The organism is Micromonospora sp. CA-240977, assembly GCF_050942285.1.
Lineage (GTDB): Bacteria > Actinomycetota > Actinomycetes > Mycobacteriales > Micromonosporaceae > Micromonospora.
Genome location: NZ_CP192055.1, coordinates 1,082,026 through 1,103,918, shown reverse-complemented (window position 1 = coordinate 1,103,918; position 21,893 = coordinate 1,082,026). Strand labels below are relative to the sequence as shown.

Annotated in this window: 13 protein-coding genes; 6 read left to right on the top strand and 7 right to left on the bottom strand. The window is 72.0% G+C overall.

Features of this window, described 5'->3' with window-relative positions; genetic code table 11:
• Positions 1-11: 11 nt before the first annotated feature.
• A complete protein-coding gene (locus ACQPWW_RS05255; protein WP_433129671.1) occupies positions 12-1,994 on the bottom strand; it encodes an acetoacetate--CoA ligase in 1,983 nt (660 codons plus the stop codon).
• Between the two features lie 189 nt (positions 1,995-2,183).
• Entirely contained in the window at positions 2,184-2,702 is a 519-nt protein-coding gene (locus ACQPWW_RS05250; RefSeq protein WP_238657289.1) for an acyl-CoA thioesterase, read from the bottom strand.
• Between the two features lie 23 nt (positions 2,703-2,725).
• Here ACQPWW_RS05250 and ACQPWW_RS05245 point away from each other — a divergent pair, with 23 nt between their 5' ends.
• Positions 2,726-3,397 carry a hypothetical protein gene (locus ACQPWW_RS05245; protein ID WP_433129668.1) on the top strand — a complete coding sequence of 224 codons (672 nt, stop codon included), beginning with the start codon at positions 2,726-2,728 and terminating at the stop codon, positions 3,395-3,397.
• Positions 3,398-3,432: 35 nt separating this feature from the next.
• On the opposite strand, the gene ACQPWW_RS05240 is transcribed toward ACQPWW_RS05245, so the two are convergent.
• Together ACQPWW_RS05240 and ACQPWW_RS05235 are read right to left on the bottom strand one after the other, a co-directional pair.
• On the bottom strand, positions 3,433-4,737 hold the full coding sequence (locus ACQPWW_RS05240) for a multidrug effflux MFS transporter (protein ID WP_433134156.1): 1,305 nt from the start codon (positions 4,735-4,737) through the stop codon (positions 3,433-3,435).
• Between the two features lie 268 nt (positions 4,738-5,005).
• The gene (locus ACQPWW_RS05235; protein WP_433129666.1) at positions 5,006-5,857 is read right to left on the bottom strand and encodes a hypothetical protein; all 852 of its coding nucleotides are present in this window, start codon (positions 5,855-5,857) and stop codon (positions 5,006-5,008) included.
• 811 nt (positions 5,858-6,668) lie between these two features.
• Here ACQPWW_RS05235 and ACQPWW_RS05230 point away from each other — a divergent pair.
• The gene (locus ACQPWW_RS05230) at positions 6,669-9,551 is read left to right on the top strand and encodes an AfsR/SARP family transcriptional regulator (protein ID WP_433129664.1); all 2,883 of its coding nucleotides are present in this window, start codon (positions 6,669-6,671) and stop codon (positions 9,549-9,551) included.
• Positions 9,552-9,921: 370 nt separating this feature from the next.
• Here ACQPWW_RS05230 and ACQPWW_RS05225 read toward each other — a convergent pair whose 3' ends face one another.
• The gene (locus ACQPWW_RS05225) at positions 9,922-11,730 is read right to left on the bottom strand and encodes a S9 family peptidase (RefSeq protein WP_433129662.1); all 1,809 of its coding nucleotides are present in this window, start codon (positions 11,728-11,730) and stop codon (positions 9,922-9,924) included.
• A 93-nt stretch (positions 11,731-11,823) separates the two neighbouring features.
• Between ACQPWW_RS05225 and ACQPWW_RS05220 the strand changes: the two genes are divergently transcribed.
• Entirely contained in the window at positions 11,824-12,795 is a 972-nt protein-coding gene (locus ACQPWW_RS05220; RefSeq protein ID WP_433129660.1) for a GNAT family N-acetyltransferase, read from the top strand.
• A gap of 43 nt (positions 12,796-12,838) precedes the next feature.
• Here the strand turns inward: ACQPWW_RS05220 and ACQPWW_RS05215 are convergent, their stop codons facing one another.
• Positions 12,839-13,324 carry an NUDIX domain-containing protein gene (locus ACQPWW_RS05215; RefSeq protein ID WP_433129658.1) on the bottom strand — a complete coding sequence of 162 codons (486 nt, stop codon included), beginning with the start codon at positions 13,322-13,324 and terminating at the stop codon, positions 12,839-12,841.
• Between the two features lie 42 nt (positions 13,325-13,366).
• Positions 13,367-14,530, bottom strand: a complete 1,164-nt coding sequence (locus ACQPWW_RS05210) for an acyl-CoA dehydrogenase family protein (RefSeq protein ID WP_433129656.1) — start codon at positions 14,528-14,530, stop codon at positions 13,367-13,369.
• A 250-nt stretch (positions 14,531-14,780) separates the two neighbouring features.
• On the opposite strand from ACQPWW_RS05210, the gene ACQPWW_RS05205 reads away from it, so the two are divergent.
• The 3 genes from ACQPWW_RS05205 to ACQPWW_RS05195 all read left to right on the top strand — a co-directional run bounded on the left by ACQPWW_RS05205 (position 14,781) and on the right by ACQPWW_RS05195 (position 21,873).
• On the top strand, positions 14,781-16,208 hold the full coding sequence (locus ACQPWW_RS05205; protein ID WP_433129654.1) for a UDP-glucose dehydrogenase family protein: 1,428 nt from the start codon (positions 14,781-14,783) through the stop codon (positions 16,206-16,208).
• A 148-nt stretch (positions 16,209-16,356) separates the two neighbouring features.
• Positions 16,357-21,252: an SCO7613 C-terminal domain-containing membrane protein gene (locus ACQPWW_RS05200; protein WP_433129652.1), complete on the top strand. Its 4,896-nt coding sequence runs from the start codon at positions 16,357-16,359 to the stop codon at positions 21,250-21,252.
• Between the two features lie 105 nt (positions 21,253-21,357).
• A complete protein-coding gene (locus tag ACQPWW_RS05195; RefSeq protein WP_433129650.1) occupies positions 21,358-21,873 on the top strand; it encodes a hypothetical protein in 516 nt (171 codons plus the stop codon).
• The last annotated feature ends 20 nt before the right edge of the window (positions 21,874-21,893 follow it).

Genomic DNA, 21,893 nt, shown 5'->3' with positions numbered 1-21,893 from the left:
CGCTGGAGGTCTCAGACCGGCCGTGCGGTCGGAGGGCGGCGTTGGGCCAGGGCGGCGAAGGCGGCCAGGGACTCGGGGTTGGCCAGGGCGCCCGTGGCGGCGGCCCGGTCGACCGGAGTGCCGGTCAGGATCTTCTTGACCGGCACCTCCAGCTTCTTCGCCGACAGGGTGCGGGGCACCGAACGCACCTGGTGGATCTCGTCGGGCACGTGCCGGGGCGACAGGGCCGTCCGCAGCTCACGGCAGATCTTCTTCCGCAGGTCGTCGTCCAGCTCCAGACCCTCGGTGAGCACCACGAAGAGCAGCAGCTCACCGGCGCCGCCCTCGTCGTCCTCCAGGTGCACGACGACCGAGTCGACCACCTCGTCCATTCCCTCGACGACCGAGTAGAACTCGGCGGTGCCCAACCGCACCCCGCCCCGGTTCAGGGTGGCGTCGGAGCGGCCGGTGATCACGCAACCGCCGCGCTCGTTGATGGTGATCCAGTCCCCGTGCCGCCAGACGCCCGGGTAGACGTCGAAGTACGCCTCGGAGTAACGGACGCCGTCCGGGTCGTTCCAGAAACCCACAGGCATGCTCGGCATCGGCTCGGTGATCACCAGCTCGCCCAGCTCGCCGAGCACCGGGGTGCCGTCGGCCGACAGTGCCTCCACCTTCGCGCCCAACGCCCGGCAGGCGATCTCACCGGCGTACACGGGCAGGAGCGGCACCCCGCCCACGAAGCCGGTGCACACGTCGGTGCCGCCGGAGAGCGACTGGAGCTGCACCCGGTCGCTGACCGTCTCGTACACCCAGTGGAAGCCCTCGGCGGGCAGCGGTGCACCGGTCGAGCCCACGCCGCGCAGCGCGGACAGGTCGGCGACCTCGCGGGGCACCAGCTGAGCCTTGCGGCAGGCCAGCAGGAACGGCGCGGAGGTGCCGAAGTACGTGGTGCCGGTCTCCGCCGCCAGCCGCCACAGCCCACCGAGGTCGGGGTGGGCCGGATTGCCGTCGAAGAGCACGATGCTCGCGCCCACCGCCGGGCCGGAGATCAGGAAGTTCCACATCATCCAGCCGGTGGTGGTGAACCAGAAGAACCGGTCGGCCGGGCCCAGGTCGTGGTGCAGGGCGAGCATCTTCAGGTGCTCCAGCAGGATGCCGCCGTGACCGTGCACGATCGGCTTGGGCAGCCCGGTGGTGCCCGAGGAGTACAGCACGTACAGCGGGTGGTCGAACGGCACCGGCGTGAACGCCAACGGCTCGTCGGTGGGCGCGGCCAGCTCGTCCCAGCCCAGCGCGTCCGGCGGCACGGGACCCGCCGGGTCCAGGTAGCCGATGCCGACGGTGTGCCGCAGCGACGGCAGGGCGGCCCGGATCGCGGCGACCTCCGCGCGTCGGTCCACCGCCTTGTCGCCGTACCGGTAGCCGTCCACGGCGACGAGCACCGTCGGTTCGATCTGCTGCCAGCGGTCGGTGACGCTGCGGGTGCCGAACTCCGGCGCGCAGGACGAGAAGATCGCGCCCAGGCTGGCGGTGGCCAGCAGGAGGACGTACGTCTCGGGGATGTTCGGGGCGTACGCCGCCACCCGGTCACCGGCGGTGACGCCGAGCCGGCGCAGCCCGGCCGACACCCGGCGGACCTGCTCGCGCAACTCCCCGGCGGTCAGCGTGACCGGCGCGCGGGTCTGCCCGTGCGCGATCACCACCGGGTCGTCGTCGGCGCGCCCCGGCATCCGCAGGACGTTCTCCGCGTAGTTGAGCGTCGCGTCGGGGAACCACCGGGCGCCGGGCATGCTCCGCTCGGCCAGGGTGGCGGTCGGCGGGGTGTGCGCGACGACCTCGAAATGATCCCAGATCGAGCGCCAGAACCCGTCCAGGTCGGTGGTCGACCAGCGCCACAGCGCGTCGTAGTCGGCGAAGTCCAACCCGCGGTGCTCCCGCAACCAGCGCAGGTAGCCGCCGATCCGGGACCGCTCGCGTACGTCCGCCGGCGGCGTCCACAGCATGTCAGCCACTGCTCCACCCTCCCCTGGCCCGGTACGACACTGTGCCGGGGCCGTGGCGCCATCTTGCCCTACCTCGAAGCGCCATTCTGCGCACCGGGTACGGCATCCGATGCGTGCCCACCCCACACTCCGGCCGGTCACTCCATGTGGAAGACCTGGCGGGGTTCCCGGCGGTGACCGGGAGCCCCGCCGCTCCTCTCAGCCGGCGCGGTGGGCCTGGATGGCGCGGCGACGGGCGAGGCGGTGCGCGCGACGGATCTCGGCCTCCTTGTACCGGCGCTCGTCCTCCGCCGTCTCCGGCAGCACCGGACGGACCGCCCGGGGGGCCCCGCCCACGTCCACGCCGACGAAGACCAGGTACGCGGTGGCCACCCGGACCGGCGCGTCCTCGGCCGAGTCCCACCGCTCGGCGACCACCCGTACGCCCACCTCCATCGAGGTCTGGCCGGTCCAGTTCACCTGCGCGTGCGCGTGCACGAGGTCGCCGACCCGGACCGCCTCGGAGAAGACGATCTCGTCGATCGCGGCGGTAACGGCCGTCCCGCCGCTGTGCCGGGCAGCAGCGGCGCCCGCCACGTCGTCGACGAACTTCATCAGAACCCCGCCGTGCACGGTGCCGTACAGGTTCACGTCCACGGCAGTCATGATCTTGCTCAGCGTGACGCGCGAGTACGACGTCGGCTTGCCGATCGGTGCGGCGGAGAGGTGCTCAGTCATGTCGAAAACGGTACGGTGCGCGGATGCGACATCTCTGGAGCTTCCTCGCCGGGCTGGTGGTGGCGCCCATCACCTGGGTGCTCGTCACACTGGGGCAGGACGGGTCGAGCCGGACGGTCGACCGCTGGGTGGAGACCGGCACGTTCAACACCGCCAACCTGATCGAGCCAGCCGTGTACCTCGGTGTCGGCGGCGTCCTGCTGGGCCTGCTCGGCACGTTGCGCTTCTCGCCGCTCGGTCCGCTGGCGGCCGGGTTACTGCTGGTCACCCCGTACATCGGGATGTTCGTGGCGCCCTTCGCGGTACGGGACGCGATCCCGCACGGGTGGAAGGTGGCAGGCGATCCGTTGCCGCTGCGACTGCCCGTGGAGAACGGCACACTCTTCCTGATCGGCCTGCTGCTGCTGATGGCGACCCTCAGCCTGCAGCGCTGGCGGCAGTGGCCGCACCCGGCCACCGAGCCGGCCGTGGCACCGGCGTCCACGCCGGGCACCGGTCCCGGCAACGACGACTTCACGCTCACCGACTGGCCGACCCCCACGCCCGCGGAGCGCGACACCGCGCCGCTCACTCTGGGTTACCCGGCCGATCCGACACCCACCGATCCGCTGCCGCGCCGGGTGGGTGGCGAGTCGCCCTGGTCCGCCCCACCGCGCGGCCAGCCGCGCCCGGAGGACACCACGGAGATTCGCTGATCGTCGGGCGGGCCGGGCAACCGGCCCGCCCTTTTCTAGTGCAGGGCGACCGCCAGGTCCGGGTCGACAGCGCCGAGGCCGGCGCGGGGCACGACGAGGAGCATGACGATCAACGCGGCGGCCATGCCGCCCGCGATGACGACCGCCATCGGTACGCTGCCGCTCCCGAACAGGCCCGCCAGCGGTGCCGAGAGCGCGCCCACCCCGAACTGCACGGCGCCGAGCAGCGCCGCGGCGGTGCCAGCGGCCTCACTGTGCCGGCTCATGGCCAGCGCCGGAGCGTTCGGCAGGGCCAGGCCCGCCGCGGCCAGGACCAGCCACAGGGACGCGAGCAGGGTGCCCAGGCCACCGAAGCCGGTGGCCGCGAACACGACAAGCAGCAGGCCGGCCGCCGTTCCCGCGACGAGCGCGCTGACCAGGATCTGCTGCGGGGTGTAGCGGCGCAGCAGCCGGACGTTGAACTGGGTGGCCCCGATCAGGCCGACGGCGCCGGCCCCGAACGCCAGGCCGAACTGCTGCTCGTCGAGGCCGTACTCCCGCTGGAGCACGAACGACGACCCCGCGACGTACGCGAACAGGGCCGCCATCGCCAGCCCGGCCACAAGCACCAGCCCGACGAACGCCCGGTCGTTGAGCAGCCCCCGGTAGTCGCGCACCGTGGCACCGACCCCGCCGTGCCGCCGACGCGCCACCGGAAGGGTCTCCGGGAGCCGGAGCGCCGCCACGACGATCAGCAACGCGCCCAACACCGCAAGCGCCGCGAAGACGCCCCGCCAGTCGGTCCAGCTCAGCAGGCCGCTGCCCAGGGTCGGCGCGAGAATCGGCGCCAGGCCCATGACGAGCATCAGGCGGGAGAAGATCCGGGCGAACGAGGCGCCGCTGAACAGGTCGCGGACGACGGCGGTCGCGACCACTGTGGCGGCCGCGACGCCCAACCCCTGGAGGACACGCAGCGCGCCGAGCACTGCGATGTTGGGCGCGAAGACGCACAGCACGGAGGCCACGATGTGCGCGGCCAGCCCGGCCAGCAGCGGCACCCGCCGGCCGACCACGTCGGAGAGCGGCCCGATCAGCAACTGGCCCAGCGCCAGGCCGACAAGCGTGCCGGTCAGTGTCAACTGCACGGCGGTCTCGGTGGTCTGCAACCCGGCCGTGATGGCGGGCAGCGCGGGCAGGTACATGTCGATTGTCAACGGCCCGATGGCGATCAGCGCACCCAGCACGAGGACGAGTTGCGCCCGCTGCCGGTTGGTCATCAGGTCACCGGGCAGCACCTCGCCGGTCGTACCCGGGTCTGCCGGGCGGGTGCCCGGTGCGGTCTTGTCCACCAACTGCCTCATCATCTCGATCTCTCTGCGGAAGCTTGTGCGTCGTCACGGGGTCGGCGGGGCGTGGTGTCCCGTGCCCGACGTTGGACGACGAGAGAGTGACGAGGCAGGGGTCGTGGTGGGGTGGCCGGACGAGGGGATCATCGGTGGTGATCCTGTCGCTCGCCAACGTCCGGAAGCCGTACGACCTTCCCGCTGTGGGCGGAGTCACGCCTTCGCGACGTCGCCCACGACGAGCGGCGGGCAGGGACAGCTGCCGGTCCCCGCCCGCCGCCCCGGCTCACCGCAGGCCGAAGGCCCGGGTGATGCTCTGCTCGACGCTGTTCCCCCGGGCGTCCCGGGCCGTGGTGCGCAGGGTGACGAAACCTGCGGTACGCGGGGCGTCGATCCGCGTACGCCAACCGTCGCCCCGGTGCTGGAGCCTGGCGTGGTGCCAGCTGACGCCGTCGTCGTAGGACACGTCGAGCGTCACCCTACGGATGGCGGACGCCTCGGTCGCCGTCGGCAGGTGTAGCGCGGTGACGGTGATGTCGGCGTTGCGCTTCGCCCTGCCGTCGACATCGATGTCGACGGCGTAGTCGAGCTGGATCAGGGACGGGTTCCACCACAGGGTTCCCGGGCTGATCCGGCCGGAGGTGAAGCCCCACTCCGTCCTGGTGGCGGTGGAGTACGGCCCGGCCCAGGCGTCCCGCCGGTTCTCCGAGACGAGCCGGTACGGCAGCGGCTCCGGGCTGAGGGTGCGGCTCGCCATCATCGGCTGGTAACGGTTGGCCTCGCCGACGAGCGTGTCGCCCTGGTAGAGCCGCAGGGTGTTGTCGACGGCCTGGCTGCCGAGGGTGTCGCCCTCGTGTGCGGTGCCGGAGTCACCCCAGCCGGGAATCAGGGCGGAGATCGCGTCGCCGTCGCCCCGGAAGACGGTGCTTGTCGTCAGCAGCCGGGGCCGTTGCACCGGGCCGAACCACCGCTCCTCCTGGACCGAGCGAGCCCGGTAGGCGGTGAGGGCCGTCCGCTGGCTCTGCTCGTCGGGCAGCGTGACGTTCGTGGTCCAGGACGTCCCGGCGCTGACCCAGTCGGTGCGTTCGCTGCGCGCCGGAACCTCGTGGAAGTCGAGGCCGCCAAGTGATCCGGACACGGTGACACCCTCCCGCCGCTCCACCGCCCGGCCGGACCATGTGGATAGACGTAGGTGTCACCGCCTTCCCGGGACGAGGTGAACCCGGTCAGCCGACCCTCGGTGTCTCGTACCTGTGGGCTGAGGCTTCCGTCGGCCGACCTGGTGGCGGTGACCTTCTCCCCGGTGACCAGGGTGACGGTGGGGGTGGTCGCGGGCGCCGGGGGTGGGGCGGACGCGAGGGCGGATGACGCCGAGGGGGCAGCGGAGCCGGGTGCGGCCAGGGCGGGCGACGGGGCGAGCACCGCGAGCGCGGTGCACAGCGCTATCGACCCTCGTCCGCGCAGACGTGGAGGTAGCAACACGATTCCTCAAGTTGATCAGCACAAGAAAGGCAGATGCTAATCTCCCGGCCGCTTGTTTCAGCAGTGGATCTTGGCTGTTTCGGGACGGGTGGACGACTGTCGTCTCCCGCGGCTCACGTGGCCGGCGAGGGGCGTACGAGTTCCGTGGTCGCTGCCGCGCTCCACCTCGCCTGGAGGACCATCGACGAGGACGTCAGCAGCATCCGCACCAGGCTCGGCTGCCCCCGTCCGATGACGACTCACCGGCGTGTCCTCGCCGTCCTGGCGCATTTCAACAACCGGTCAAGGTTGTCCCACGCATCGCACGCCCCCTCGTTCATCGACCAGTCCGCTGGTCGGCGCCGTCGTTCGGGTCTCCCACGCCGACCAACCACTCCCCCTTGCCGGTCGGAAGAAGAATCGCCGACTGCCCATGCCGAATCCTTCCCGTATTCTTCCCAACGCCGGAACGCGTCAGATCGACAGCCATGGGCATCGGGAAGGTCGTGGTGGAGCTTCGGGTCCTGGGCCCGGTCGAGGTGTGGAACCGTGGGGTTCCGCTCCAGTTCGCTCGGCGTCAGCAGCGGGTGCTCCTGGGGATCCTCGCGCTGGAGGCGAACCAACTGGTCACCGGTGACCGACTGATCGATCTCCTGTGGGGCGAGCTACCACCCAAGCGGGCACGGGCGGTGCTCCAGACCCGGGTGTCCGAGATCCGGGCGATCCTCGACCTGGCCGAGGAGCCCGATCCAGCGGTCCTGCTGGACACCACCGGTGGTGGGTACCGGCTGCGGGTGTCACCCGAGCAGGTCGATGCCCAACTGTTCCGCAACCTGGTAAGCGATCAGCGGACGCGGGGCTCCGACGACGAGGCACGGTCGATCCTGCGGTCGGCGTTGGCCCTCTGGCGCGGACCGGTCCTCGGCGGATGGCTGCCGGCGGAGGGGCAGGCGGACCTGGCCCAGGGCCTGGAAGCGTTGCGCCTGACCGCGAGCGAGGACCTCTTCGACGTCGAGCTCCGGCTCGGCAACCACCGGGACATCGTCGACGACGTCGTCGAGTTGGCCGGCAAGCACCCGACCCGGGAGCGGCTGGTCGGTCAGATGATGCGGGCCCTCGCCCGGTCCGGACGGGGCCCCGAGGCGCTGACGTCGTTCGACCGCTGGCGGCGGTGGTTGCGAAACGAACTGGGCACCGACCCGTCGGCCGAGATCCAGGCGATCCATCTCGCCGTGCTGCGGGGCGCCGACGACCAGTCGGACGCCGACGGCAACCGGACGGCGGGCGTCTCCGCCCCGCCGCCGCACCCGTCGGACGGGCAGCGACGAAGCTCCGCGGCCGGGTTCCAACTCAGCACCCCGCGTAACCTTCCCGCCGACATCGCCGACTTCTCCGGGCGGCAGACGGAGCTGGCCAGGATCGAGAAGATCCTGCTCCGTCCGGGCGCCGGCGCCCGGATCGCGGTGGTCTCCGGGCCCGCCGGGGTCGGTAAGACCGCGTTCTCCATCCACGTCGCGCATCGACTGGCCAGCTCCTTTCCGGACGGGCAGCTCTACGTCAACCTGCGCGGCGTGGACAGCGACCGGGGCCTGTCCCCGTTCGAGGTGCTGGGTCGGTTCCTGCGCGCGCTCGGCGTCGACGGGCTGCACCTGCCCGCGACCCTTGACGAGCGGATGGACCTCTACCGGGATCTGCTCGCGGACCGACGGCTGCTGCTCCTGTTGGACAATGCCGCCGCCGACGACCAACTGTCGGCCCTCATCCCCGGCAGCACGTCGTGCGGAGTCCTTGTCACCAGCCGCGCCCGGCTGGGTGCCATCCTCGGCGCCCAGACCGTGGCGCTCACCGTGATGGACGCGGCGGACTCCATGCTCCTGCTGACCCGGATCGCCGGCCCGGGCACGATGCTCGACGAGGCGTCCGCCGCCGCCCTGATCAGCCGCTGCGCCTACCTGCCGCTGGCGATCCGGATCGTCGGCGCGAAACTGGCCGCGAAGCCACACTGGACGATCGACAGGCTCGTCCAGATGCTCGACGACGAGCGCAGCCGGTTGGACCGTCTCTCACATGGTCACCTCGACGTCCGCGCCAGCCTCGCACTCAGCTACCAGGTGCTGAGCCCGGCGGCGCGGACGCTGCTGCGCCGACTCGGTGACATCGAGATCGCCGAGGTCAGCGACTGGCTCGCCGCCGCGCTGCTCGACACCACCGCCGATCGGGCGCAGGAGCTGCTGGAGCAGCTCATCGATGCCCAACTGCTCGACTTCTCCGGCCACTATCCGTCCGGTCAGCCGCGCTACCGCCTGCACGACCTCGTACGCCTCTTCGGCCGGGAGCGGGCGCTACCGGAAGCCGTCCCCGGGGAGCTGAACGCGGCACGTGGCCGGGCCTTCGGTGCCGCCCTGAGCATCATCGAGCACCTCATCCACGCGCTGTGGGGTGGGCTCAGCCTCACCATGCGGGGCGGCACTCCACGCTGGGAGGTCGACGAGCTACTCGTCGGGTCGTCGGCGACCGACCTGCTCGGATGGTTCGACGTGGAACGTCCCACCATCGTGTCAATCATCAAACGAGCGGCCCGGGACGGGCTCGGCGAAACAGCCTGGGATCTCGCCTGCACGGCGTCCCCACTGTTCCCGTTGCGCCGGCAGTACGACGACTGGCAGCACGTCCTCGACATCGCCTGGGAGAGCGCGCTGGCGGGCAACGACATCCGGGGGCAGGCGGCGATCTCCTACCGGCTGGGGATGTTGAGCCTCGACCGCCAGAAACTCGACCAGGCCGACGAACACCTCAAGCGAGCCAGCCGACTGTTCGACGACATCGGCGACCTCCACGGCGTGGCGGTGGTGGACGCGTACCTCGCCATGGTGTTGCGTTTCCGGGGCCAGCCGGCCGCGGCGCTGGAGCGGTACTCGTCGGCGCTGGCGGGTCTGCGGGACACCGACGTGGGCGGAGCCGCCTTCGTCCTGCGGGGCATGGGGCAGGCCCACCTGGATCTCGGCGACCAGGATGGCGCGAGGGCGCACCTCGACGAATCCCTCGCGCTGTACGACACGATCGGCTCCGCGCCGATGGGACGCGGGCAAGCGCTGTTCTGGCAGGGTATGCGCCTTCTGGCGGCGGGCGGCCACGATCAGGCTGCCCCACTGTTCGACCACGTCCTGCGGATCACCGCAGTCCTCGGAGACCGGCACGGGCAGGCGCAGGCGCTGCGCGGACTGGGCATCTGCCACCACCGGGCGGGTCGGATCCCGCAGGCGCGGGCGGCGCTCGACGAGGCGCTGCGGCTGGTCCAGCAACCGACGCCCTCGATCGTGGAATCGTTTGTGCAGCGGACCGTTCACGATCTCTTCGGCGACGATTGTTGACCTGGCCGGCGTCGATGGATCCCACGGCCGGAGACATAGACGCTAGGATCCAGCCATCCATCGAAACATCGACATGGGAGACAAGTCTTGAGGAAGTACATCGCTGCCGTGGCAGCTGTTCTCGCCGTGGCTCTGTCCGTCTCCGCTCCGCAATTGGCCTCACCGTCGTCGTCGGAAACGAAGTCCACCATGGTCGGCTCGGGGGCCTGCGACTGGTGCGCGCCAGAGCGCTGAGCAGCTTCACCCAGGCCCAGTGAGCCTCCGCATGTCGGCCAGTCTGAGCACGTGGTCGAGGGCCATGTCGGATGACCCGGTCGGCCGACGGTCGCGCCGCACCCGCGGGCGCGACCGTCGGCCGAGCAGGCCGGTGTCAGTCACCGAGATGCTTGACCAGAAACTCGCCCGCGTCCGCGAACGCCTTGGCCTGGTTGTCCCGGCGGAGCAGGCCGTGCCCCTCATCCTCGAAGATCTCGTACCGCACCTCCACCCCGCGCGACCGCAGCCGCTGCACGATCTGATCGCTCTCGCGCTGGGGCACCCGGGGATCGTTGGCCCCCTGGATGACAAGCAACGGGGCTCGGATCTGGTCCGCGTGGGTGACCGGTGAGCGGGCCATCAACCTGTCCGCATCCGCTTCCGGGTCACCGATCACCGCGGCCACCAGTGAACGCCACGTCGGAGGCGAGGCCTTCGCCAGGGTGACGAGGTTGCTCGGCCCGTACAGGTCGACGCCGGCGGCCCAGTCCAGCTCCGGCAGCCGACTGAGGCAGGACAGGACCGCGAAGCCGCCGTACGACGCGCCCATGATCCCGATCCGGGCCGGATCGACCCACTCCTGGCTGCGCAGGAAGGCCACCGCGTCGGCGAGGTCCGTCAGATCTCCGCCGCCCCAGTCACGGTTCACCAGGTCCGAGTAGGCGCGGCCATAGCCGAGAGAGCCGCGGATGTTCGGGGCGAAGACGCCGACCCCGTGCGCGAGCAGGTACTGGTAGAAGCCGTCGTACATGTAGACCGGCAGTTCCTGCCAGGCCGGACCACCGTGCACCGAGATCAGGACGCCGGCGGACGCCCGATGCTCGGGACGGTAGAGGTAGCCGGGAATCTGGCGGCCGTCGCCGGCCGGATAGCGGACCAGCGTCGGCTCGACGAAGGTGGCAGGGTCGGCCGCGACCGGCCGGGCGTCGCTGAGCCACCTGAGTTTGCCGGTGTCGAGTTCGATCAGGAGAATGTTCCACGGCTGGGTCGCCGTCGAGAATCGCAGCACGACAAAGCGCCCGTCGGCAGAGACGGTGAGGCCGGTCGCCGCACCGGCGGGCAGTTCCGGCATCCGGATGTCGACGCCGGTGCCGAGGTCACGACCGCGCAACTGACTGAAGCCGTCGACGTTGACCTTCCAGACCAGCACCCGCCCGTCACCGGAGAGGGCGACCTCCTCCACCTCCCAGTCCGGGATGTCCAGCCAGGTGAGGGCGCCGGTGTCCGCGTCCATCACGGCCAGACCGGTGAACTCCCGTCCGGCGTTCGACAGGACCAGGAAGCCGCTGCCGTCGGGCAGCCACGGGCCCAACCAGTAGGTCGCCACCTCGTCGCGTGGCGTCAGCGAACGCGGCTCGGCGCCGTCCCGGGACGCGACGTACACAAGGTGGTCGCTGTTTGTGGTCCGCCACTCGGCGACGGTGAGCCTCGTCCCGTCGGGGGACCAGTAGCCGGGGTAGATCCGGCCGCCGTCGGCGTACACCCGGCGCACCTCGCCGGACGTCAGGTCGAGGACCAGCACGTCCTGGTCGGCGGGTGTCCGGTCGTTGCCGCAGTACGCGACGAACCTGCCGTCGGGGGAGAACGGATCGCCTTCGGCAGCGGAGAACTGCACGTCCGGCACGTCGGTCAGCCGCACCGGGTCCCCGCCGTCGGCGGCGATCCGGTGTAGTTGCGTGTTCTCGTTCCCGTTGTCATCGGCCAGGTACAACAGCCACTCACCACCGGGGTGCCAGGCAACCCGGCGGACTGTCGAGTCGGTGCTGGCGGTCAACCGACGCGTGCCGCCATCCGACAACGACTGCGTGACCAGGTTGAACTGGCCGTTCCGGTCGTCAACGTAGGCGATCTGGCTGCCGTCGGGGGCGATGACCAGCGTCGGCAGGAATCTCAGGCCTGACTGAAAGTCGCGGTATCCGGGCATGAAGGAAATCCTAGACACTCGATGTCCTCGGGCGTTCAATCGATGGCCTGCTGTCGATCCCATCCTGAGCACTGCCTGGATAGGATGCCTTCGATGAAGATCCTCAATTGGATTTCGGCCACCCTGGACGATGCGGTGCCGCTGGCGGCCCTCTTTCGACGGGCCGAGGCGAGCGCGCCCGTCGGCCTTGATCAACGCCCCGAGAGCGTCCACCTGCGGCTGGCGACTCTCGGGCCCGACCTTGCTCGGCACACCCTCGTCGGCGTAGCTGACGACGGAGCCGTCGCCGCGTATGCGGAGGTCGCTGACATGGGGGAGGCCGATGGCGTACGCCGGCACCGGCTGACCGCCGTGGCCCACCCCGAACTGTCGGACGACGTCCGCGTGGAGCTGCACCGGTGGCTCATCGAACGGGCGGAGCAGTTGCGGCGGGCCGACGGAACGGCACCGGCGGCCGTCCTCGGCACCCGGTGCGCCGAGAACGACGAGGCCTGGCGACGGCTGCTGATCGAGGACGGCTTCTCGCTGGTCCGGCACGAACGCGACCTCGTCCTGGCGGCGCCGGAGTTGTCGCCCGCCGTGGGGTTGCCGCCCGGTCTGGTGCTGGAGCCCGTCGACGAGCGTTACGAGGAACTCGCCCGGCTGGCCCACAACGAGGCCTACGCGGAAAGCCAGGCGGCGGTCCGGCCGGACCAGCGCACGTGGCCGCAACACGCCATCGCACACCCGCGATTCCTGCCCGACCTCTCCTGCCTGCTGCTCGCCGAGGTGGACCGAGCCGACAACCCGGTCGCGGCCTTCCTCTTCGCGCTTGCCGACGAGAGCGCGGACGAGCCGACCGCGGTGTTGCACTGCCTCGGCACCCGGCCGCCCTGGCGCCGCCGTGGCCTGGCCACCGCGATGATCGTGCGGGCCCTGCACCAGGCCCGATCATCGGGCTTCCGCCGGGTACGACTCCAGGTGAGCGACACCAACCACCCGGCTCTGGCGCTGTACCGGGGGCTCGGCTTCGCCGAATCGGGACGCGGGTACGCGGTGCTGATGCGACAGCTCGCCGCCGGGTGACGACGAGGGCGTGCTCCGGTCGAGACCCCGGCCGTGGGGGCCGCTACCGGGCCTGTGCGTGCGCCTCCAGGGCCGAGTGCACCCACGAAGTGACAAACGGGTCGCCAGGTAGGTCCGTGAGGTCGGCTGCTGTCCAGCGGGCCTCGGCGATCTCGCCGTTCGGCGACACCTCCTCCGAGACGGCGTGCAGGCGGACGATCTTCAGGTGGCCCGGTTTGCCGCCGCTGGTGGTCAGGTGCTCCTCCAGCACGAGGGCGAGCGGCGTCAGCTCGACGCCCAGCTCCTCGACGCACTCCCGCCTGGCCGCCTGCTCCGGGGTCTCCCGGGCCGGTCGGTATCCGCCGCCCGGCAGGCGCCACCGGGACTGGTCGCCGTAGCTGTGCCGGACGAGAAGCACTCGGTCGGAGTCGACCGGGTGGATGATCAACGCCTGCACGCCATGGGTGGTCGGCTTGACGATCCGCCAGTACGCCCTGCGGAGGTGATAAAGCAGTCTGAACCCGAGCGGTGGAATTCTCCGCGGAATCATGGCTTCTCCCCCTCGGGCCGCACGCTGCGCGGACACCGCCGCTCAGTCCTTCAGCAGCTGCCTCGCCATGACGATCCGCTGCACCTGGTTCGTGCCCTCGTAGATCTGGGTGATCTTGGCGTCGCGCATCATCCGCTCGACGGGGTAGTCCCGCGTGTAGCCGTAACCGCCGAGCAGCTGCACCGCGTCCGTGGTGATCTCCATGGCGGCGTCCGAGGCGAAGCACTTGGCCGCCGCGCCGAAGTAGGTGAGATCGGCGTCGCCGCGCTCCGACTTTCCGGCAGCCGCGTACGTGAGCTGCCGGGCCGCCTCCAGCTTCATGCCCATGTCGGCGAGCATGAACTGGATGCCCTGGAACTCCGCGACCGCCTTGCCGAACTGGCGGCGCTCGGCCACGTACCCCTTGGCGTAGTCGAGCGCGCCCTGCGCGATCCCGACGGCCTGGGCGGCGATGGTGACCCGGGTGTGGTCCAGGGTCTTCATCGCGGTGGCGAAGCCGGTGCCCTCCGCGCCGATCATCCGGTCGGCGGGGATCCGCACGTTGTCGAGGTAGACCTCGCGGGTCGGCGAGCCCTTGATGCCGAGCTTCTTCTCCGGTGCGCCGAAGCTCACCCCGGCGTCGGCCTTCTCCACAACGAAGGCGGAGATGCCCCGGGAGCGGGCAGCCGGGTCGGTGACGGCGAAGACGGTGTAGAACTCGGAGACGCCCGCGTTGGTGATCCACCGCTTCACGCCGTTGAGCACCCAGTGATCCCCGTCACGCACGGCCCGGGTGGTCATCGACGCGGCGTCGCTGCCCGCCTCCGGCTCGGAGAGGCAGTACGAGAACATGGCGTCACCGGCCGCGACCGGCGTCAGGTAGCGGCGCTTGAGGTCCTCGGAACCGGACAACAACAGCGGCATCGTGCCGAGCTTGTTCACCGCCGGGATCAGCGAGGAGGACGCGCAGGCACGGGCCACCTCCTCGATCACGATGGCGGTGGCCAGCGCGTCCGCGCCCGCGCCGCCGTACTCCTCGGGGATGTGCGGGGCGTGGAAGTCGGCGGCCCGCAGCGCGTCGTAGGACGCCTTGGGGAACTCGCCGGTCTCGTCGGCCTCGGCGGCGTTCGGGGCGACCTTCGCCGCGCAGACCGCACGCACCGCCTCCCGGATCGCCTCGTGCTCGTCGGGCAACCGGTAGACGTCGAACAACTCGCCTGCGGCCATGTTGGGCCCCTCCCCTTCACCGCTATCATGCGCAGTCTGTGACGACTCCTGACCGCCGACCGCGCAGACTGAAGACTAGCGACTGCAGTTCAGGTGATGTTACCGGCGCGTAGGTATGGGCATGAGGGTGCACCCACGCCGCTGGGCAATGATGGAGGACAACAGTGAGCCACCCCTCCGGTGCCCCGCCAGGCGCCGCAGCAGAATGCGACGCGACGACGCGCCGCCAGTGCGAGCGGAGAAGACAGGCGTGACGATCCCCTACCCCACCATCCAGCCGACCCCCGCCATCGCCGCGGTGACCCCGCCCTCGGGCGCGCCTCGGCCGCGGGTGACGTTCCTGGGGACTGGTTACCTCGGTGCGACGTACGCCATCTGCTACGCCGAACTGGGCTACGACGTGCTCGGATTCGACGTCGACGCCGACAAGATCGCGATGCTGAACGCCGGTCAGGTGCCGATCCACGAGCCCGGCCTGGACGAGCTGCTGCGGCGCAACCTCGCCGCCGGCCGCCTCCGGTTCAGCACCGACATCGCCGAGGCCGCCGATTTCGGTGACGTGCACTTCATCTGCGTCGGCACCCCGCAGCGGGCCGACGGGATGGGCGCCGACCTGTCGTACGTCGAGGCGTCGGTCACCAGCCTCGCGCAGCACCTCACCCGCAAGGCGCTGATCGTCGGCAAGTCCACCGTGCCGGTCGGCACCGCCGACTGGGTGGAGCAGTTGGTGGGCAAGCACACCCCCCACGACCTGGGCGTCGAGGTGGCGTGGAGCCCCGAGTTCCTCCAGGAGGGCTTCGCCGTCGACGACGTCCTGCGCCCCAACCGGATCGTGGTCGGCGTGAAGAGCGAGTGGGCCAACGGCATGCTCTACGCCGCGCACAAGGGCGTGTTCGACCTGGCCGCCACCGAGGACCGCGAGGTGCCCCTGGTGGTCACCGACTTCGCCACCGCCGAGCTGGTCAAGGTCGCCGCGAACGCCTTCCTGGCCACCAAGATCTCCTTCATCAACGCGATGGCCGAGGTCTGCGAGGCCTCCGGTGGCGACGTCACCCAACTCGCCCGCGCGATCGGCTACGACCCACGGATCGGCAACCGGTTCCTCCAGGCCGGCCTCGGCTTCGGCGGCGCCTGCCTGCCGAAGGACATCCGGGCCTTCCAGGCCCGCGCCCAGGAGCTGGGCGCCGGCGAGGCGCTGCGCTTCCTGCACGAGGTCGACCTGATCAACCTGCGCCGTCGTACCCGGGTGCTGCACCTCGCCTCGGACCTGCTCGGCCGCCGCTCCGGTCCGGCCGGCCCGGACTTCTCCGGCACCCGGATCGCCGTGCTCGGCGCGACCTTCAAGCCCAACACCGACGACGTCCGCGACGCTCCGGCGCTCGCCGTCGCCGCGCTGCTGCACAAGGCCGGCGCCGAGGTGCACGTGTACGACCCGCAGGGCACCGAGAACGCCCGCCGCGCGGTGCCCGAGCTGACCTACGAGACCGGCATCAACGAGGCGGTCACCGGCGCCGACCTGGTCTGCGTCCTCACCGAGTGGGCCGACTTCCGCAACGCCGACCCGGTCGCGCTCGGCGAGTTGGTCAACGGTCGCAAGGTAGTCGACGGTCGGAACTGCCTCGACTCGGCGCTCTGGACCCAGGCCGGCTGGGAGTACCGGGGCATGGGCCGCCCCTGATCGGACCACCCCGCCGGCCGGTCATCGAGCTTCTCGATGGCCGGCCGGTGTCGTTGTTTGCCCCGGACCCGCCGACAAGAGTCGAAATCCGGGCCAGCTTTGGGCATGCTGCGACAGTGGGAGTCCACAGTGCGGGTGGAGGGGTGTCGTGGCGAACTTTCAATGCTCCTCGTGCGGCCGGGAGATCAAGCCGGCCGTCCACTGCCCACACTGCGGGGCGGACCAGCCGCAGTGGGTCGAGCACCTGGCGGACATCGAGCGTTCGATCGCGGAGATGAAGGCGCGCGACGCCGCCATCGCCCGCGAGCAGCGGCAGATCGCCGCGAAGATGCAGGCCGCGCTCTTCCAGCGGGACATCCTCGCCCACGCCGGTGAGGAGCGACTCAAGCAGGCCACCCGGCCCCGCCGGGTGCTGCGCCGCCGCCCCGGCCGGCGGCCACCGACCGCCACCGCCTCAGCGCCGCCCCAGGTCCCCCGCCAGGGCACCCCGTTCACCCCCGACGACCCGCCGCCACCCCCGCCGGGGCCAAGCTGGCTGGACGCGGACGACCCGGCGCACCCGCCGGAGGCCTCGTCGCGGGAGGTGCAGAACATCCCGCTCGGGCTGGGCGCGCTGCTGCTCGCGGTGGCCGCCGTGGTCTTCGCCGCCGTCGCCACCAGCTCGATGGACGCACTGGCCCGGCTCGGCATCCTGCTCCTGGCCACGGCGCTGATGCTGCTCGCCCCACCGGCGCTGGCCCGGCGAGGGCTCACCTCCACCGCCGAGACCATCGCCGCGGTCGGCCTGCTGCTGGTGCCGCTCGCCGGCAACGCCCTCTGGGCCGTGGACCGGATCGGCGCCGGCGGCATCTCCGGCACTGTCTTCGCCGGGGTGCTCTTCGCGGTCACCGCCGCTGTCGCATTCGGGTACGCCGGCTGGACCGGTCTGCGCGCACCCCGCTTCGCCACAGTGCTCGCCGCGCAGCCGGTGCTGCCGCTGTTGGCGTACGACCAGATCACCGGACCGGGCGGCTGGGCGCTGGTGCTGGCCCTGGTCGCCCTTCTCGACCTCTGGCTGGCCCGCTCCGGCGTGGCCCTGGAACGCCCCGTCCGGCAGGACGTGCCACCGCCGGGCACCACGTCAACGCCCCGCCAGCGCGGCGCCGAGGCCCGACCGGAGGGCGACCCGGAGGAGGCCGCCGAGCTGATCGACGCCAGCGCGGGTTCCGCCGACACCCGGCCGGCCCGTCCGGTTCCCGGGCTGGGCGAGCTGACCTGGCTGCTGCACGCGGTGGCGGTCGCGCTCGCCCTGGCGTACGCGGTCACCGCCCTGCTCCGGGCGCAGACCGTGCCGACCGCGACCGGCGCCGGGGTGGTGCTGCTGCTGGCCGCCGCGATCGGGCTGGCCGGCGCGCTGGTGCTGCGCCGCCCGCCGCTGCCCGACGTCGCGGCCGGCATCGTCACGCTGTCCGTGATCGGGGCGCTGAGTCGCATCGCCTCGGTGGCCTTCCCGGGCCGGGCGCTGCTGCTGATCGCGGCGGTCATCACTGTCACCGGGCTGGCCGTGCGCGCGGTTCCCGAGGCGGCCCGACGTGGCCCGCAGCTTGCCTCGGCGGTGGCGCTGACCGTCAGCGGGCTGGTGGTCGCCGGCGGCGCGCTGCGCGCCGGGGTGGCGCCGGTCCGGGCGGCACTGCCCGCCTGGGGCGCCGACCTCGACCGGTACCCGGCCGAACTGGCCGCCGCGGTCGGCCCGACCACCTGGCAGCTCGCGGCTGCCGCCTTCCTGCTCACCATCGCGGCGGTGCTGGCCCTGCCCACCGAGATCCGCCGGGAGTTCGCTGTCGCCGGCGCGGCGTTGACCGCGCTCGCCGTACCGGCCTCGCTCGGTCTCGGTTGGGCCGCGGCGCCCTGGCCGATGGTGATCACGGCGATCGGCATCGGGGTCATCGGGCTCTCCGCCCGCACCGACCGAGCCGCTGCGGCGCACGCCATCGGGGCGGCCGTGGTCGGCCTGCTCGGCGCCGGTGCCAGCCTGTCGCGGCCCACACTCACCGCCGCGGTCCTGCTCGCCCTGTTCACGGCCGGCACGCTTGTCGCGCTGGCGCCCCGGATCCGGATCGCCTCGGCCGCCTCCGACACGGTCACCGCCTGGGCCGCCGGAGGTGCGGCGTTCGCGCTGCCCGGGGCGGTGGCCGCGTTCGTGGCCGCCACCGTGCCCACCGACCCGACCCCCACCCCGGCCAGCCTCCGGGAGGTGACGGTTCCGGTCCTGGCGGCCAGCTTCCTGGCGGTCTGCGTGACCCTCGGCTACGCCGCCGTCGTGCAGGTCTCCCAGCGCCGCATCCCCGCACCGCTGTCGGTCGGCACCGGGCTGGGCGCGCTGCTTGTCACCGCCGCCGCGTTCGGAGCGCCCGGCGCGACAGTCGCCGACGCCTGGGTGGGCGCGTTACTGCTCGTCGCCGCGGTGCTGCTGTTCCTGGCCCCCTCCATCGACGCCGGCCGGCGCGCCGACCTCACCCTCGACGGCTCGGACCTGGCCGCCGCAGCGGTCACCACCGCCCTCATCGCCACGCTTGTGCGGATCGGGGCGGTGCTCGCCCCGGGCGGGCAGTTGGCGATGGCCGCCGCCCTGGTCCTGGTGGTCGCCGTGGGAGCACGCACCATGCCCGAGGAGTGGCGACGCGGACCGATCCTCGGCCTCGCCGCCGGCGGTCTCCTCATCGGCGTCCTCGCCGGCTGGTCGGCGGTACGCGGTGGGGTCGGCGTGCTGGCCACCCCCGGCCCGATCTGGCAGGGCGACCTGAGCGGCTGGCCGGCCTCACCCGTCGGTGGGGCCACCTGGCAGGCGCCGGTCGCGCTGGCGCTGTTGGCCCTCGCCGCCGGCATCCTGCTCCCGCCGCCCTGGCGGTGGGACGTGGCCGGCGGGGCCGTGGTGCTCGCCACGATCGGCGCGCCGGCCGCGTTCGATCTGGCCTGGTGGTCGCCGGTCCTGGTCGGCGGAATGGTCGCCACCGTGTTCGGCATGGCCGCGGTGGCCAGCGAGGAGGCGCGCGCCGGGTTGTCCCGGGCGACAGTGGCCGGGGTCGTCGCGCTGCACGCCGCCGGAGCCGGCCTGGTCCGGCCCTGGACGACGGCGCTGGCCCTGGGCAGCATCGCGCTGATCGGCGTGGTGGTGGCGGCGCTGGCACGCGTCCTGGCCGGCCCGCAGGTGACCGACATCGAGACCGAGGGGATGCCACCGCACCTGGTGCAGATCGGTGGCGCGGCGATCGGCGCCGCGCTGCTGGCCCTCCCCGGCGCGGTGGCGGCACTGGCCGCCGAATTCGAGAACTCGGCGCAGGTGGTGCTGACCGCCGCGCTGGCCGCGTCCAGCCTCGGCCTGGCCGCCGTGGCGGCGGTCCGCCGGCAGGTGCCGCAATATCTGCCCTGGGTCAGCGTCGCGGTGGTCGGCGGGGCCAGCATCAGCGCCCTCGCCGCCATCCCCACCGGCCTCCCGGCGGGCGTCTACGCGGCCGCCGCCGCCCTGCTCGGCGTGCTGGCCGAGCTGATCCGAGCGGCCACCGTTCCGCCCACCGGCTCGGCCCAGCCGGTCCGGCGCTGGGCGGTACGCCTCGACGGCGCGCTCCGACGACTCCCGGACGACCCGGAACGACGCCGGTGGCGGGTCAACCCGGCCGCGGGCGCACTGGCCGCGGCGGCCCTACCGACCGCCCTGGCCCTCGCCTCGATCGCACCGGCGCTGGTCGCGGCACTTGTCGAGCCGCACCGCACCCTGACCCGGATCTGGCAAGGCCCGCCGCCGGAGCTGCTCAACCCGCCGTCGGACGTGGTCAATCCGACGCACGTGCTGACGGCGCTGCTGCTCACCGCGACCGCCGCGCTGGCCGCCACCGGGTTCAGCGGCGGGCGGCGCTCCCGGGCCGTGCCGGTGGTGCTGCCCGGGGCGGCCGTCACCCTGCTGATCGCACCCATCGCGTTGGGCTGGGGCTGGCCCGCCAGCACCGCCGCCGCGCTCGCCGTCTTCACCATCGCGATGCTCGGGCTCGCGCTGACCCCACCGCCGCCGCTTGCCGAACGGGCCCGCTCGCTGCGGCTGGCCCGGGTGCTGGTGTTCGCCATCGGTCTGGCCGGTGGCAGCGCCGGGCTCGCCGGCAGCCTCGCCGACCGGCAGCTGACCCTGTTCACCCTGGGCAGCGGTGTCGGGGTGGGCGCGGTGGCGGCGCTGTTCGGCACCACCCAGCGGGCGCGCATCCTCGGCTGGCTCTTCGCCTCACTCATGGCGCAGCTCTTCGTTCTCACCGCCGGCCTGGTCGCCGGGCTGGCCGCGGTCTGGTCCGCGTTCGGGGTGCTCGCGGTCGGGGCGGTCCTCCAGGTGCTCGCCGCGACCCTGCCCCGTCTGCGCCGTCCCGAGGCGCAACGGGAAGCGTCCACAGTGGAATGGACCGGATACGCCGCCGCGTTGATCGCCCTCGCCCTCGCCTTCGACTCGCCCCGACACATCGCCGCCCTGCTGGCCGCCTGGGGCGCGGTCCTCGGCGTGGCGGCGACCCGGCCCGGCCGCCGGCCGGTGGAACGCCGGATCCTGTTCTGGGCCGTGGTGGTCTGCGAGATCACCGCCTGGTGGATCCTGATGCGGGTCGCCGACGTGGCGCTGCCCGAGGCGTACACGCTGCCGTTCGCCGCGCTGGCCCTACTCGTCGGGGTCCTGGAGCTGCGCCACCGACCGGACCTGAGCAGTTGGGTGGCGTACGGGCCGGCGCTTGTCACCGCCTTCGTGCCGACCCTGGCCATCGTGCTGGCCACCGAGTCCAGCACGGTGCGGCAGATGCTGCTGCTACTCGGCGCGGTCGCAGTGTTGATCTTCGGCTCGTCCAGTCGGCAGCAGGCCCCGGTGATCGTCGGCGCGTCGGTCACCGCGATCGCCGCGATCCACGCGCTGGTCAGCCTCGGCCCGTGGCTGGCGCTCATCCCGGTGGGCATCCTGCTCCTCGTGCTCGGTGCGAGCAACGAACGCCGACGCCGGGCTCAGGAACGCCTACAGACCGCACTACGCGGCATGAGATGAGACCTACCTGCTCCGCATCGCTGAACCGGCACCCTCCTGTGCCGGGATGCTGGGTAGGGTCCGCCGAGTGATCTTCGAGAAAACATCTGACCGACGAGACCTACCGTGAGATCGACGTCGCGGTGGCCTCTGCTCGCACCGGCAGCAGCGGCCGGGCTGCTGGCACTCGCCCTCACGGTCAACGCTGCGACGATCATCTATGACCTGACGAACTACGACACGGTGTACTACGTGCGCCCGGACGAGGCCGCCAACCAGAACGGCCTGGCAGACCTCGGCATCCAAGTCGTCAACCAGGTGGCCTTGACGGCGTCCGCCCTGACCGTGGCTGGCTTGCTCCTGTCCATTGTGGGGCTCCTCTGGGGCCGCACGTGGGCACATGTGACGACCTGCATCCTGGCCGCTCCGCTCGCGCTCTGCTGCGGTCTGACGTTCGTCAACGATCCGGGCCCCTTCACCGGGCCGCCGCAGCACGCATCGGCGCCGGCCTGGGTTCGCGTTGCAGACGCGCTGGGGCCACCCCTGCTCGTCGGTGCGGCGATAGTCACTCTGGTTCTGCTGTTCGTCCCGGTGGTGCACCGGCGCTTCCACCCGCCCCACAAACCGGAGCAGCGCCCCTAGACGAGTAGGCGCCGTCACCC

Excerpts from the sequence above, each read along its gene's own strand:
- ACQPWW_RS05240 (WP_433134156.1), bottom strand. The coding sequence starts at position 4,737 with ATGAGGCAGTTGGTGGACAAGACCGCACCGGGCACCCGCCCGGCAGAC.
- ACQPWW_RS05250 (WP_238657289.1), bottom strand. The coding sequence starts at position 2,702 with ATGACTGAGCACCTCTCCGCCGCACCGATCGGCAAGCCGACGTCGTAC.
- ACQPWW_RS05225 (WP_433129662.1), bottom strand. The coding sequence starts at position 11,730 with ATGCCCGGATACCGCGACTTTCAGTCAGGCCTGAGATTCCTGCCGACG.
- ACQPWW_RS05220 (WP_433129660.1), top strand. The coding sequence starts at position 11,824 with ATGAAGATCCTCAATTGGATTTCGGCCACCCTGGACGATGCGGTGCCG.
- ACQPWW_RS05215 (WP_433129658.1), bottom strand. The coding sequence starts at position 13,324 with ATGATTCCGCGGAGAATTCCACCGCTCGGGTTCAGACTGCTTTATCAC.
- ACQPWW_RS05210 (WP_433129656.1), bottom strand. The coding sequence starts at position 14,530 with ATGGCCGCAGGCGAGTTGTTCGACGTCTACCGGTTGCCCGACGAGCAC.
- ACQPWW_RS05245 (WP_433129668.1), top strand. The coding sequence starts at position 2,726 with ATGCGACATCTCTGGAGCTTCCTCGCCGGGCTGGTGGTGGCGCCCATC.
- ACQPWW_RS05230 (WP_433129664.1), top strand. The coding sequence starts at position 6,669 with ATGGGCATCGGGAAGGTCGTGGTGGAGCTTCGGGTCCTGGGCCCGGTC.